This window comes from Actinotignum timonense, from assembly GCF_030216305.1.
GTDB lineage: Bacteria > Actinomycetota > Actinomycetes > Actinomycetales > Actinomycetaceae > Actinotignum > Actinotignum timonense_A.
In genome coordinates this window covers 33,951-48,486 of record NZ_JASOKT010000010.1, presented here as the reverse complement: position 1 = coordinate 48,486, position 14,536 = coordinate 33,951, and the positions used below count along the sequence as shown (strand labels likewise).

The following is a 14,536-nucleotide window of genomic DNA, read 5'->3' as shown; positions in this document are numbered from 1 at the left end:
CAACGGTGCGGCCGCCCCACACGTGCCGCGTACCAACAAGCGCCGCGCCAGCTAGAACACTTCTTCGGCGGCTCGCCGCACCGTAAACCCGTGGCCGGTCAGCTCTGACCAGCAGGAAATCCCGGCGTATTGGTCGGCGGTGCAGGCGAAACCGTGCGCGGCCACCACGCTGCCGTAGGGCACTTCTTTGGCGGTGCTCACCTGGGTGGAACACCCGGCGGTGGTGGTGCCCGTCAGGCCCACGGTGTAATTGGCCGGTTCGCCTTCGCAGCCGGGCGGCGACACATAGTCGTAGGTGAAAATCGTGCAATTGGCGGCTTTTTCGTCGAGGGAGCAGCGCACGTTATTCATCGGGGTGGTGAAAGATTCCAGCCGGGTGGCCTCCGGCGGGGCGGGCCGCACCAGTTTCCACCACTGGCGCGAGGCCGCGAACGATTGGAAATCCGCCGGGGCGGCAATATCGCCGAGCGCCGTGCTCAAGCTCAGGGTGTATTCGGCCCCGCAGCTGGAGGAGAGGGTCCGCAGGGCCTCGGTGAGCAGCGGGGCCTCCGCGCTATAGGTGCCGCCCGCGGCCGCCGCGGTGGCGTAATCAGCCAGGGTTGCCGCCGCGCTCTCCGGATTCGGGCAGGAGCCCGAGCGCAAGTCGTGGACCTGTTCGCGCAGCTGGGTGAGATCAGCGGAGGCGCTGCGCCCGGGTTCGGAACCGGCGGCGGTGGGCGCCGGTGCGGCGGCGTCGTCGCCAGAAAAATACGAAACCCCCACCAGGGCGAGCACGCCCGCGAGAACGGCAGCGGCGAAAAGCAAGAAATACAGCGGCCATCGCGCCGGGCCGTGCGCGCCGTGTTTCATGCGTACTCCTTGTGCTGGGGATTGTCCTCCTAGGTTACGGCACCGCGCGCCGTGCGTCATCTTAGGTACGACGGCGCAGCTAGGAAGCCTGCCCTACGTGGCCCCGCCGTGGCCTTCGGCTAGCGCCCACTCAGGGCGGCGCGCAGCACGGGCAGAATCTGAATATCGCCGGGCAGCCACTTCACGCTATCGAGCTCCGCGGCGGTGAGGACGCGGGCATCGCGGTGCGCCGGGCCCAGGGTGATCTCCCCGAAGGGCCGCGCCAGCCACACCATCATCCGCAACCCGGCGTTATGCTCCCCGGAACTCAGGTCCCAGGAGCCGTCCGGGCTATCGGGGTTGGCCAGTTGCCGGCCGATATCAATACCGCAGCCTAGCTCCTCGGAAATCTCCCGGTGCAGGGCCTCGCGCGAGGTTTCCCCGGGTTCCACTTTGCCGCCGGGGAATTCCCACAGGCCGTCCGCCCATTCAGGGTAGGAACGCTGGGTGGCCAGCACGCCGCTGGGATTGGTGAGGTCGGCGACGAGGGCCGCGCCCACCACCAGGCGGGGCGCAGATTCGGATTCGGATGTCATATCGGATACCTCCTCGCCGCCCATATTAATTCCTGGGGTGGGCGGTGCGGATATGCGTTCACCTTGTGAGTGAGTTCTGCCACCGGATAAACTGGCCGCGCATTGCCCCTCCCTACGGGCGCCGTTCACGCACCGTCCCCGCGCGTATCCGCACCGCTCCCATTTTGCCGATCACAGGAGATCACCATGACCCACCACTGGAGTTCTGAGGCGCTTTTCGGCTCGGGGGAGTTCCTCGCGCAATCGGTTAACCGCTCGTTGATTGCCTGGCCCGCGGAGCAGATCGCGGAGGGCGACAGCTTTGAGCTGTGGGCCTGCCCGGATGGGGCTGGGGTGCTCGGGGGCAGTGCGCGTGGCGATAGGCGCGCAGAACAGCTCGGCGTCAAGCGGCTTTGCGCCCTCACGGCGGACCCGGGAGGTATCCCGGCCGCGGCCATTCCCACGCGCGCTCATCTGGCCGGCTATGCCGCGCTGCGCCTGAGCGGCGTGCCGTCCCACCAGCTGCGCGAGGCCCTGCGCGGGCAGCTCCTGGTGGCGCGCCACACTGGTGCCGGTGAACTGAGCGCCCTGACCGGGGTGCAGATCGCCGGGATGATTGATGATCTTTATGCGGGTGCCCGCCAGGCGCGCCTCGGGGTTACGTGGAATGGGGATACGCCCGCGGTGGCGCTGTGGGCGCCCACCGCCCGCCAGGTTCGTATTGTGGTGACGGGTGCGGGCGACGGCGCTGGTGCGGGGCCCGCTGGCCCCGTCACTGGCGCCGCTGCGTGCACCGCCGCCGCGCGCGACGCCACCCGCACCGCCGCCTCGCGCACCACCACGCACGCCATGACCCGCGATGAGCTGGGTATCTGGCACGTGCATGGCACCCCGGCCTGGAAGAACGCCAGCTATCTTTTCGAGGTCGAGGTTGTGGAACCCCGGGCGGGCACCGTGGTGACTTACCGGGTGACCGACCCCTACGCGGTGGCCCTCACGGTGGATTCCGAGCGCGCCGTCTTCGTGGATCTGAACGACCCGGCCTACCAGCCAGAAATCTGGCGCACCGCCCCGCAGCGCACCCTCACCAACCCGGCCGCCCACACCATTTACGAGCTGCATGTGCGTGATTTTTCAATGTCGGATCCCACCGTTCCCGAGCACCTGCGCGGAAAATACGGTGCGTTCACGCTGCCGGACTCGGCCGGGATGCGCCACCTGCGCGCCCTGGCGGAAGCCGGGATGACCACCGTGCACCTCCTCCCCACCTTTGATATTGCCACCATTCCCGAACGCCCCGAGAACCAGAAGATCCCGCAGATCCCGCCGGCCGCCCCGGATTCCCCGGCCCAGCAGCAGGCCGTGAGCGCGGTGGCGGATTCCGATGCCTATAACTGGGGCTACGATCCGTTCCACTACCTGGCACCGGAAGGTAGCTACGCGGTGGAGCCCAATGGCGGGGCGCGCATCGAAGAGTTCCGTGCCATGGTGGGAGGGCTGCATGCGGCTGGCCTCGGCGTCGTACTAGATCAGGTCTACAACCACACGGCCGCAGCGGGCGGGGCGCCGGCCTCTGTCCTCGATAAAGTGGTGCCCGGTTATTATTACCGGCTGGACGCGCGCGGTGCCGTCGCAACGTCGACGTGCTGCCCGAATGTGGCGACCGAAAATCTCATGGCGGAAAAACTCATGGTCGATGCGGTGGTGCTGTGGGCCAAGCACTATCGCGTGGACGGTTTCCGTTTCGACCTCATGGGCCACCATACGCGGGCAAATATGGAGGCGGTGCGGGCAGCTCTCGATGCCCTCACGGTGGAGCGCGACGGTATCGACGGCGCGCGTATCTACCTCTACGGGGAGGGCTGGAATTTCGGGGAGGTGGCCGATAACACGCGGTTCCGCCAGGCCACCCAGCTGGAGCTGAACGGCACCGGGATCGGGGCCTTCAATGATCGCCTGCGCGATGCCGTCCACGGCGGCGGGCCTTTCGATTCCGATAAACGCCACCACCAGGGCTACGGCACCGGTCTGTTCACCGACCCGAATGGCCACAGCCCGTGTTCTCCGCAGGAGAATCGCGCACGCCTCGGGCACGCCACCGACCTGGTCAAACTCTCCCTGGCCGGGGCCCTGCGCGATTTTCGCTTCCGCACCCACACCGGGGAGTGGAAAAGCGGCGCTGAGCTGGATTACGGCGGGCGGCCCGCCGGTTTCGCCTCCCAACCCCAGGAAGCCGTCAACTACGTGGACGCGCACGATAACGAAACCCTGTGGGATAGTGGCGCCTACAAACTGCCGCTCTCCCTGAGCACCGATGACCGCATCCGAATGGCGCTGCTCTCCCTGGCCACGGTGGCGCTCGGCCAGGCGCCGGCTTTCTGGCACGCGGGCACCGAGCTGCTCCGCTCGAAGTCCCTGGACCGGGATTCCTACAATTCCGGGGACCATTTCAACCGCCTGGATTTCTCCGGGCAGAGCAATAATTTCGGGGTGGGCCTCCCGCCCGCCAGCCGCAACGAAGCATCCTGGCCGGTCATCCGGCCGCTGCTGGCGCGCCCCGAACTGCGCCCCAGCCCGGAACAGATTGCCCGCACGGAAGCCATCGCCCGCGACCTGCTGCGCCTGCGCCATTCCAGCCCGCTCATCACCCTGGGAAGCGCGGATCTCATCCGCGCGAAAGTGAGTTTCCCCAACGGTGGGCCAGGCGCCACCCCCGGCCTCATCATCATGCGCATCGACGACACCGCCGGCCCGGATATCGATCCGCAGCTCGACGGCATCATCATCGCCTTCAACGCCTCCCCGCGCCCCATCACGGAAAAAATTGAGGGCGTCACGGAAACCTATGAGCTTTCGCCCATTCAGCGTTATGGGTACGACGACGCAGTTCGCGCCGCCACGCTTATCAGCGGCACCGTTACTGTGCCAGCGCGCTCCGTCGCGGTCTTCCTGCTCAGCGCCGCCCGCTGACGGTGGGATCCCCGGGCAGCCAGAAGCGCAACGGTGCCTCTTTATTTCGGGAAATCCCGATGCGGGGACCCGCCCGGTAGGGCAGCGGCGCCGGCGGCAACTCCAGCCACAGCGCCCGCCCCGCCAATCCGGCGGGAGCGAGCACCCCGCCATCCGTATCCCGCACCGTCAGCGGCAGCCCGCTCATGGAGGTATCCAAAGCTAGCACCTGGCCCAAGTTGCCCGGCCCGCGCGCCAGGGCCTGGCGCGCGGGCGGAGCGGCGCCTGGCCGAGTCCGGCGCATCAGGGCTTCCTCCAGCCCGGCCACGACCTCGCCGGCGCGCAAAAGTACCGCGCTGGCCTGGCCATCCGCCCCGCAGACGATATTGCCGATGCGATGGATGCCGTAGCTGAGATAGACATAGAGGTGGGCGGGTGGCCCGAACATGACCCGGGCGCGCGGGGTGGGCCCGGCGAAAGCATGCGAGGCCGGATCGCTCGCCCCGAGGTAGGCTTCCACCTCGGTCAGGCGCACCGCCACGGTGCCGTCGCCTATCATCGCGCCCAGTAGCAGCGGGGCGAGCTCATCGGCCGGCCGGCTCAGGTCCGCGACGCTTGCCGCAGCGATGCTCACCGCCTCGGTGCCCGCCGTATTCGCGCCCGTCATACCCCTCCCGCTGTTACGCCCACCGAGTCCGATGCTCGGGTGAGTACCGCGTGCCTCCTAGGCGTCGTCGCCCATACCCTCGAGGTTGGAAAGCGCTTCGCGAATCTGCGCGGCGCTGGCCCGTAGAGATTCCAGTTCCGCATCCGAGGGCTTCATATCGATCTGCCGGATCGCGCCGCGCGCCCCCACGATGGTGGGCACGGACATGCACACCCCGGAAATCCCGTTCCAGCCGGTCATAAGCCGGGAAACGGAAAGCACCACGTGTTCGTCGCGCAGCACCGCCTGGATAATCCGGGAGGCCGCCAGCCCGATGGCGTAATTCGTGGAGCCTTTCCCTTCGATCACTTCGTAGGCGGCGTTGATGACGCGGTCGGCGATACCGTCGAGGAGTTCATCGGTGACCGGGCCGGAACGCAGCTCCCATTCGCGGATCGGCACCGTGGAAATCGAAGCCATCGACCACATGGGAGTCTCGGAATCCCCGTGTTCGCCGCACATGTAGGCGTGCACATTCGAGGTCGCCACGTGGAACTTCTGCGAAATGAGCTGGCGCAGCCGCGAGGAATCCAGCACGGTACCGGTCCCGAAAACGCGCGCGGGCGGCAGCCCGGAGATTTTGAGGACGGCTTGGGTGACTACGTCCACAGGATTGGCGACGACGACGAAAATCGCGTTGGGGGAGAGCTCAACAAGTGGGGGAACAATGGAGCGCATCATTGCCACACTCGCGCCCGCAAGGTCCAAGCGGGACTGGCCCGGCCGCTGGCGTGCCCCGGCGGTAATGACGATAACATCGGAATCCGCGGTGGCCTCCACGTTATCGGTGCCCTCAATTTTGGCGGTCGGCATGAACTGGCCACCGTGCATAAGATCGAGAGCTTCGGCATGCACTTTTTGTGCGTTGATATCTTGGAGAACAACATGCCGGGCCACGCCTTTAATGAGCATGGCGTAGGCGAGGGAAGTTCCCACCGCCCCGGCGCCAATAATAGAAACCTTTGAGCCTTCAGTGCGCTGGTCAATCATATTTCACTATTTTAGCCGCTACGGGTTGACCCGCACCGCCGTGCGCCCGTAACGCTGACCGGCCAGCAGCTCGCGCCCAGCTGCGGGAACCTCCTCCAGCTCAATAACGTGGGTGAGGGAATCGAGCACGCCCGTATCCACGTGCTCGGCCAGCAGCTCCCAGGCGCGCAGGCGCAGCTCGCGCGGGGCCCGTACCGAATCCACCCCGGCCAGAGTGACGCCCCGCAAAATAAAGGGCAGCACCGTGGTGGGCAGCGCGGTTCCGCCGGCCAGGCCGCAGGCGGCCACCGTCCCGCCCCAGCGGATTTGCGCCAGCAGATTCGCGAGCACCTGCCCGCCCACGGTATCCACCCCGCCCGCAAAGCGGCTCTTCTGTAGCGGCCGGGCGGAAGGTTCCTCAAATTCCGAGCGCGAAAGCACCTCGCTTGCCCCGAGCCCGCGCAGGAAATCCCCGAAGCGCTCCGCCCGCCCGGTCAACGCCACCGGCTCATAGCCAAGCCGCGCGAGGAGGTGGAGCGCAATACTTCCCACCCCGCCGCTCGCCCCGGTCACCACAACGGGGCCGTCCTTCACCGCGTGATCACTGAGTGCCAGCACGCACAACGCCGCCGTATACCCCGCCGTTCCCAGGGCCGCCGCCTGCGCGGCGCTAAAAACTTCCGGCACCGGCACGCACGCCTCCCCGGGCACCAGCAACTGCTGGGTGTAGCCACCGTGCCGGAATTCACCCAGACCCGCCCCGTTCACACTGACCAGCTGCCCCGGGCGCACCGGGCTATCCGGGCCGGCCTCCCGCACCGTCCCCACTGCGTCAATACCGGGAATAAGCGGGCTGACCCTCGCCACACCCCGGTCCCCTTTCAAGCACAGCGCATCTTTGTAATTGAGGGAAGACCAGGAAATATCGAGGAGCACATCGCCTTCCCCGAACGGGGCCGCATTCGCTCCACCGGCCTGAGTGTCGAAAGTGAGCGTGGGCGCGGCTGCGTCGTCGCACCGCACAAAAATAGTAGCCATGCATTAAGCGTACCGGCGCGGCACGCGAGGTGCTTTTACCGCTACTATCTGAAGTAGACCCGGCGCGTGAGCCGGGCACAAGGCGCAGATAGGGCCGGCCGCTACTTCCACGCATTCGCAACGATGGCGGTCCCGCCCTATCCTGGCGGAAAGGTGATTCATGATCAACATTAAAGAGGCGGTGGATTCTTTCACCTCCTGGCAAGAAGAGCTTTATGTCCACCTGCATCAGCATCCCGAACTTTCTATGCAGGAAAAAGAAACGTGTGACACTATCGACGCGGAACTGACGCGCCTCGGGTACGCAACGCAGCGGATCGGCGGCGGCGTCGTCGGCGTGCTGGAAAACGGGGAGGGGCCCGCGGTGCTGTTCCGCGCCGATATTGACGGGCTCCCGGTCAAGGAAGCGACCGGGCTTGAGTACGCATCCACGCAGACGCGCACGGACGCGGACGGCAATGAAGTCCCGGCCATGCACGCCTGCGGCCACGATTTCCATATTTCTTGCGCCCTGGGTGCGGCCCGTATTTTCGCGGAAAATCGCGAGGCCTGGGCCGGCACCTATATCGCGCTGTTCCAGCCCGGGGAAGAAACCGCGGCCGGGGCGCGCTCCATGGTGGCCGACGGGCTGGTCGATAAGATTCCGGCGCCGGATGTGGCTCTGGGGCAGCACGTGCTGGCCGGGCCGATGCGCGCGGGGCAGGTCGGCACCCACGCCGGGGCGATTCTCTCCACCGGTGCTTCCGTTAAGGTGACGCTGCACGGGAAGGGCTCGCACGGCTCCATGCCGCATCTGAGCATCGACCCGGTGGTGCTGGCCGCCGCCGTGGTGACCCGGCTCCAGAGCGTGGTGGCGCGCGAAATTAATCCCTTCAAGATGGCGGTGCTGACCGTGGGCTCCATCCACGCCGGAAGCAAATCAAATATTATTCCGGACACGGCCACCCTGCTTATTAATATTCGCGCGTACGACATGGACGTGCGCGAACAGCTCCTTGATGGCATTAAGCGCACCATCACGGCCGAATGCGAAGCGGCCCGCGCCCCGCAGGCACCGGAATTTGAGATCTACGATTCCTACCCGCTTACTAATAACGACGACGCAACTACCGCCAAGGTCACCCAGGCATTCCTGGCACACTTCGGGGAAGAGCGCGTGATGGACTGCGGCGAAGTATCGGCTTCCGAAGATTTCAGCGTGATCCCGGACGCCTTCGGGATTCCCTACACCTACTGGGGCTTTGGTGGTTTCGCGGAAGGCGCGCCCACCTACCCCAATCACAACCCCGCCTTCGGGCCGGTTCTCCAACCCACCCTCGCCACCGGCACCGAAGCCGCGGCCGTTGCCGCGCTCGCCTGGCTGGCGCGGGACTAGCGGGACCACATTTCCACGATGACAAAGGATAAAACTATGGCTACCACCAATGGCGCAAAGGCGCCGGCCGGTAACCCGCCGCAAGAAACCGGCTACCGCGGCACCGAAAAACTGCTGTGGGGCATCGTCCTCGCGGTGGTGACCTTCTGGCTATTCGCCGGAACTGCCGCCACCGTGGCACCCAATATTATGGAGGACCTCGGTAACGTGGACGCGGCCGGGATGAACCTCGCGGTGTCCATTACCGGCCTGTTCTCCGGCCTCTTCATGGTGCTCATGGGCGGCCTGGCCGATAAAATCGGGCGCGTACGCATCACCCTCCTCGGGATTGTGCTCAACGCGGCCGGTTCGCTGCTGCTCATTTTCGCGGCCGGGGGCGTGGCGCTGCCGCTGCTGCTGACCGGGCGCGCGATCCAGGGCCTGGGCGCGGCCTGCATTATGCCGGCCTCGATGGCCCTCGTGAAGGCCTACTGGGATGGCCCGGCCCGCCAGCGCGCGGTGTCCATGTGGTCGATTGGTTCCTGGGGTGGCTCCGGCCTGGCCGCGATCTTCGGCGGCACCGTGGTGCAATTCGTGGGCTGGCGCGGAATCTTCATCGCCTCGATTATTATTTCCGTGCTCGCCTTCCTCATGATCCTGGGCACCCCGGAAAACCGGGTGGAAAGCACCGGCCCGCGCAAGAGCTTCGACGCCATCGGCCTGGTGCTCTTCATCGCCGGCACCCTCGGACTCATGATCGTGCTGCTCTACGGCTCGAAACTCGGCTGGGGCAGCGCGGCAACGCTCCTGCTCACCGCGCTCGCGGTGGTTTCTTACGCGCTCTTCTTCGGGTGGGAACGCAAGCAGGCGAACCCCTTCATTGATTTCGCGCTTTTCAAGAACACCACCTTCACGGGTGCCACGATCTCCAACTTCCTGGTAAACGGCACCATCGGCATGCTCATTATTAGCCAGCAGGTCATCCAGCTGGCCGGGCACAAGGCGGACGGTTCGCTCTACACCGCGTTCGATGCCGGCCTGCTTTCGCTGGGCTACGGCGTGTGCATTATCGCCTTCATCCGTATCGGCGAGAAACTCCTCCAGCGTTTCGGGCCGCGCAAGCCGATGATCTGGGGCTGCCTCATCACCATCGTGGCCTGCGGGCTGCTCATGACCACGCACCTGCTTATCGGCCAGTACGTGCTCATGGCGGTAATCGCCTACTGCCTCTTCGGTCTGGGCTTGGCCTTCTACGCCACCCCGTCCACGGACGCGGCGCTCTCGAACCTGCCGGCTTCCCAGGCCGGTTCCGGTTCGGGTATCTACAAGATGGCCTCCTCGCTGGGCGGGGCGATCGGTACCGCGATTTCGCTGGCGGTCTTCTACGGGCTGCAGGGCGCCCCGGTGCCGGACGTGATCGCGATGTCCGGGCGTACGGATAACTCCTCGATTCGCCTGGCCGCGATGGTCGCCTTGGGTGTTTCTTTGGTGTTCTTGCTGCTCGCCATTGTTTCTATTACGACGACGGTACCCAAGGGCGGGGGCTCTGCCACCGCGGGTGCTTCGGCTCCCAGCGCGGCTCCGGCACCGCAGCTCGCCCCGGACGACGAGCGCCAGGAGATTATCGCGCGCCTGTCCGAGCTGCCGCTACGCGATCTCCAGCGCCTGGAGCGCCAGCTGCTCGTGGATGAACTCTCCGGCTTGGACACCAAGGCTTTGCAGACCCTGGTGGAGAAGCAGAAGGCGTAGTTCTTCGCGCGGCGCGCTCGCGGAGCGGGTGCGCGGGCGGCGGGTGTGACTGCCGCACGCGTAGGCATATTTACATAGGTGTGGGTGCGTATTGCAGATTTCTGCGGTGCGCACCCACACCCCGTTAATGCTGATGTGCTTTCGAAGCGGTCCAGATTCCTCACGTGGCAATCCCGATGATGGTATTTTCCCACTGACCTCAATAATCACATCACACCCTGCGGGGGCATGTGTTTTCAGAGCTGTAGTGCATATGTCGTACATGCGAAGTACAGCTCAGAAAAATACCACTCGCCCGGTAATCTTCGATGGATGAGGTGTGAATTTTGGGCGGTTAGCCTCGCACAGTCAGCCGCGCATACTCCGCATCGCTCACCGGCTCGAGCCATTCGTTGGAGGTATCCGTGCCGGGAACTTCCACAGCCAGGTGGGAGAACCAGCTATCGGGTGCGGCTCCGTGCCAGTGCTTGGTGCCCGCCGGAACGTTGATCACATCCCCGGGCAGCATTTCTTCCACCGGCTGGCCCCAGACCTGGTGGAATCCGCGGCCGGCCACGCAGATAAGGATTTGGCCGCCGCCGCTGGAGGCGTGGTGAATATGCCAGTTATTGCGGCAGCCCGGCTCGAACGTCACGTTGTACATGGGGACCTGGCTGGTGGAAACCGGCGTGAGGTAGCTCTGCCCGATGAAATACTGAGCAAAACCGTCATTGGGTGCGCCGATGGGGAAGAGGCATTCGCGCGCGTGGCGTTCCTTGGCGCTCAGCGCATCCGTGCCAGGATTGGAGCCAGCGCTACCATCCGCACCCGCAACCTCGGTATCAACACTCCACACATTCTTCGCCAGATTGAAAACCGCCCAAGCCTTCGGCCAGCCTACGTACATGGCCGCATGCGTAATAATCGCGGCGATCTCCTCCCGAGTCACCCCGTGATTCTTGGCGTTCTCCAGGTGATAGCGCAGCGAAGAATCCGTGATACCGGAGGCCATGAGAGCCACCACCGTGACCACGCACTTCGTTTTGAGAGACAGCTCGGGCTGATTCCACACCCGCCCAAAAAGAACATCGTCATTGAGCTCGGCAAAAAGCGGGGTGAAATCTCCCAGCTGGTCGCGGCCTGCGGTTTGGGTAATCTTCTCACTCACCTGAGATCATCTCCTTCACGTATGGCCGACGCCTTTGCCCAGCCAAAAACAGACTACACCCCGGCGCATCCGGTCTCGGGTGCGCCGGGGTGTAGGGGGCCTTAGTGGCCCGGTCCGTTTATAGGAGCGTTACTTGCGTCGGTGGCGTTCCAGGGCGACGCCGCCGCCCAGGCACAGGGCACACAAAGCGATGACGCCCATGATCTTCGCCAGGGTGCTCAGCTTAATGCTCCGATCCCAGCCGCTTGCCGAAGCATCCGCATTCGCACCAGCAGCCGCCTGGTTACCCTGGCCCGCCGCGCCATTGGGCATACCAACGAAGGCGGAACCGGAGGGCGTGCCGGCACCGGGCGTGGCACTCGCCGACGGAGTGGCGGAGGGGGCGGTCGCTTTACCGGCTGCTGGCCCACCGGCCTTCGCCGGAGCGGGGGAAAGGGGACGCGGTGCCCCGCCGCCACCGGCCTGTGGTGCGCCAACTACCCGGTTGCCCGTGAGGGTGGCGCCGCCACCGGGGCCGAGCGGTGCGTTGCCGCTCGGTGGCAGCACCTTCGCCCCGGGATTCTCCGGAAGCGGGGCGGGCGCGGGCGGCCCGCCCGGAGTTAGCGGCTTATTCCCGGGATTAGTTCCGGGGCCGGGTGTACCCGGCTGCGGATTCGGGTTCGGTGTGCTAATGCCGCCCGGGGTTCCGGGTGCGGCCGACGGTTGCGGTGCGGGAGTGGCGCCCGGCGTGGGCGCACCATCCGGATTAACGGTGCCGCCCGGGTTGCCACCGGGGTTGCCGCCCGGATTCGGATCCGCGGAGGGATGATCCGCACCGCCCGGTTCGGGAGCGGTGGGATCGCCGGGGATGCTCACGATGCCCTGCTCGTAACCGGCGATCGTCTCATCCCCGACCAAGAAAACTAGGCGGCCCGCCCGATTGGCCCCGCCCGCGCCGGAATTTTCCGGCGCGGCTGCGGCGTCGTCGTACCACACCCGCAACACGTACACGCCCGGCTGCGTGAAGGCCCAACCGGCGTGCTGGTGCGTGGGATCGGGCAGGTCAAGGGCGGTGCGCGAGGCGTCGAAGAGGCGATCCACGTTCCCGAAGCCGCTCAGCGCGTAGGCGTGATACTGCGCGCCCGCCGGAATCGACTCCGGCTCCACGTGGAAACGCGTGGGCTTGCGGTAGCTCTCCGTGGACCACCCGGGCCAAATATGCGAACGATCCCAGTTCTGGGGCAGCTGGTAGAGCCGCTCGCCCTCCGCGCCGAGGAAATCAAAAGCCGCGCCCTTCGCCCGCGGGGACTTCGCCGAATCAGGAACCGCCAGCGCCACCGTGCTCACATCGCGCTGCACCGAGGTGGTGGCGTGCTCGAGGGTGTCGTCCTTGAGGGTAACGCCCGGGCCGCCCTCGCCCGGCACCGCCTGCAGGTCCACGTGGCCGCGGCGCAAAATGGTGCGCGACGGGGCGGGCTGCGGTGCGGGGGCTGGTGCGGGAGCGCTAGGCGACACAGAAGGTGTAGGCGCCGGCGCGGGCGGATTCGGGCCGGGATTCGGTCCCGGGTTCGGGTTTGGCGCAGGATTCGGACCTGGGTTCGGCCCGGGCTCAGGCCCCGGCCCCGGCGCCGGTTCGGGCTGCGGCTCGGGGGCTGGCTGGGTGCCGGTACCAATCGCGGGAGCGGCGGCGAGCCGCCCGGAATAGCTTTGCGGGGCGCTCAGGTCCATGGTGCCGAAACGCGCGTCCGCCGCCGCGCTCATATTCACTTCCGGATGCGGGTCGATGCTGAGCTTGAGGTGGTAGCCCTCGCACCAGGAATCACCCTGGGTTACGGTGGCCACGCCGCGCGAATCCGTCACCATATTCACTTCGCAATCCGGGTACTTATCCTCCGGTTTCGCGTAGTAGCCGCCGTGCACGTACGCGCGCACCTTCGGATCCGCGAAAGCAACCGAGGTGGTTACGTTTCCGGTGGCCGTCTTTTCCGTGCGTACCGTGTAATCGAAGGACGACGGCGTATACTCCCCGCCCTCCATGGCCGGCGCCGGATCCTGCGAATGGGGCTCGGGCAGCTGCGCGGCGCTCTCCGAGGTGCTGGCCTCGGCCGCCCCGAAGGCGTAGGAGACCGGGGCGGATATCCAGCGGGCCCCGGTGGTGGCCTGAGCGCCGGGAGCCGAATTGGCTGCGCCGTCGGCCTTGGGCGCGCCGGCCGCGCCCTGCGTTCCCGGGGTGGCGGGCACGAAAACCGCCTGGAAATTCGAGGCGCCCGAGCCGATCATCTCCGCCCAGCGCGCCTTCCCCTTCTCCACCGGGACTTCAGCCAAGAAGTAACCATCCAGGAAGAACTGCACCTTCCCCGCCACCGTTTCCGAACCGGCATCGAAACGCAGCTCGGTGAGCTGGTCATCCGCGTCGTGCTCGCGGCCCTCGTACGGGGCGAGGGAGAAACGGTAGCCGGAGGTATCCCCGGTGGGGGCGGCATTGAACGCGGTAGCCAGATCGGGGCCCGCTTCCTTGGCGGGGCGGGTGCCACCCACCTGCCACACAAACGGAATCTCCTGCGAGGCGATAATCTTGCCGTCCACCCCGCGCGCGATGGCGCGATAGGTCAGGGTGTAGCGCCCCGGCTTGGTAAAAGCGGTCTCGTTATGGGTGTGGCTGCCGGGCACCAGGTAGGAGACCCGCCGCCCCGTCTCGTGGCTGGAGAACAGCGGGAGGTAGAGGTCCATATTGGTCATGAAGGCTTCCATGCGCCCCGGGCCGTCGAACTTGGTCAGCTCCAGCGCGAAAGTGCCGTTGCGGAATTGCTCCACTGGAATGGCGGCATCCGCACCGAAACCGGCCCAGATGGGGAAGGGGCCGCTGGGCATACCCGGCGCGGAATACCAGCGCTCGGCCACCTTGCGCAGATGCCCGTAAGCCTCGTTATCCGGGGGGAGGAAAATGTACTGCTGCCCGCCCTGATTCGAGCCGGAGCGCGCGTAGCCGCGCCCCACCCAATTGACGGTCTTCTCCAGCGGATACAACTCGTCATAGGCTTCGTTTTTCAGCACGAACGTACCGTTTTCCCAAAAAACCTTGGGGGCATCAACGTGCGCCGTCGTTGTGACAATCTTTCCGTCATCCGGGGCGGCCGCGGCGGCCGGAGCTATCCCGGCGGTGAGTGCGGCGGCGGCCAGGGCCGCGAGGAAGCGTCGTGCCATTCTGTCTCTTTCCGTTTCGGTGTGCGGCAGTCCGGGTG

General features: G+C 66.1%; 10 protein-coding genes. 3 read left to right on the top strand and 7 right to left on the bottom strand.

Annotated features, from left to right (window positions below):
• Positions 1 to 51: 51 nt before the first annotated feature.
• Positions 52 to 849 (bottom strand): hypothetical protein, encoded by a 798-nt coding sequence (locus QP305_RS06230; protein WP_284904586.1) that lies wholly within the window; start codon positions 847 to 849, stop codon positions 52 to 54.
• 119 nt (positions 850 to 968) lie between these two features.
• Positions 969 to 1,424, bottom strand: coding sequence for a (deoxy)nucleoside triphosphate pyrophosphohydrolase (locus tag QP305_RS06225; RefSeq protein ID WP_284904584.1), 456 nt, complete (start codon positions 1,422 to 1,424; stop codon positions 969 to 971).
• Between the two features lie 186 nt (positions 1,425 to 1,610).
• Between QP305_RS06225 and pulA the strand changes: the two genes are divergently transcribed.
• Positions 1,611 to 4,373, top strand: coding sequence for a pullulanase-type alpha-1,6-glucosidase (gene pulA, locus QP305_RS06220; protein ID WP_284904582.1), 2,763 nt, complete (start codon positions 1,611 to 1,613; stop codon positions 4,371 to 4,373).
• Here pulA and QP305_RS06215 read toward each other — a convergent pair.
• From QP305_RS06215 to QP305_RS06205, 3 genes are read right to left on the bottom strand one after another with little or no spacing between them, the layout of a single operon-like run.
• Positions 4,357 to 5,019, bottom strand: a complete 663-nt coding sequence (locus QP305_RS06215; RefSeq protein WP_284904580.1) for a DNA-3-methyladenine glycosylase — start codon at positions 5,017 to 5,019, stop codon at positions 4,357 to 4,359. The genes pulA and QP305_RS06215 overlap by 17 nt on opposite strands.
• A gap of 57 nt (positions 5,020 to 5,076) precedes the next feature.
• A complete protein-coding gene (locus QP305_RS06210) occupies positions 5,077 to 6,048 on the bottom strand; it encodes an L-lactate dehydrogenase (protein WP_026428978.1) in 972 nt (323 codons plus the stop codon).
• A gap of 18 nt (positions 6,049 to 6,066) precedes the next feature.
• A complete protein-coding gene (locus QP305_RS06205) occupies positions 6,067 to 7,065 on the bottom strand; it encodes an MDR family oxidoreductase (protein ID WP_284904578.1) in 999 nt (332 codons plus the stop codon).
• A 160-nt stretch (positions 7,066 to 7,225) separates the two neighbouring features.
• Here QP305_RS06205 and QP305_RS06200 point away from each other — a divergent pair, with 160 nt between their 5' ends.
• The gene (locus tag QP305_RS06200) at positions 7,226 to 8,440 is read left to right on the top strand and encodes an amidohydrolase (RefSeq protein ID WP_284904576.1); all 1,215 of its coding nucleotides are present in this window, start codon (positions 7,226 to 7,228) and stop codon (positions 8,438 to 8,440) included.
• A gap of 36 nt (positions 8,441 to 8,476) precedes the next feature.
• The gene (locus QP305_RS06195) at positions 8,477 to 10,168 is read left to right on the top strand and encodes an MFS transporter (protein WP_284904573.1); all 1,692 of its coding nucleotides are present in this window, start codon (positions 8,477 to 8,479) and stop codon (positions 10,166 to 10,168) included.
• 334 nt (positions 10,169 to 10,502) lie between these two features.
• On the opposite strand, the gene QP305_RS06190 is transcribed toward QP305_RS06195, so the two are convergent.
• Positions 10,503 to 11,315 (bottom strand): carboxymuconolactone decarboxylase family protein, encoded by an 813-nt coding sequence (locus QP305_RS06190; protein ID WP_284904571.1) that lies wholly within the window; start codon positions 11,313 to 11,315, stop codon positions 10,503 to 10,505.
• A gap of 129 nt (positions 11,316 to 11,444) precedes the next feature.
• Positions 11,445 to 14,498, bottom strand: coding sequence for a choice-of-anchor M domain-containing protein (locus QP305_RS06185; RefSeq protein ID WP_284904569.1), 3,054 nt, complete (start codon positions 14,496 to 14,498; stop codon positions 11,445 to 11,447).
• Between the last annotated feature and the right edge of the window lie 38 nt (positions 14,499 to 14,536).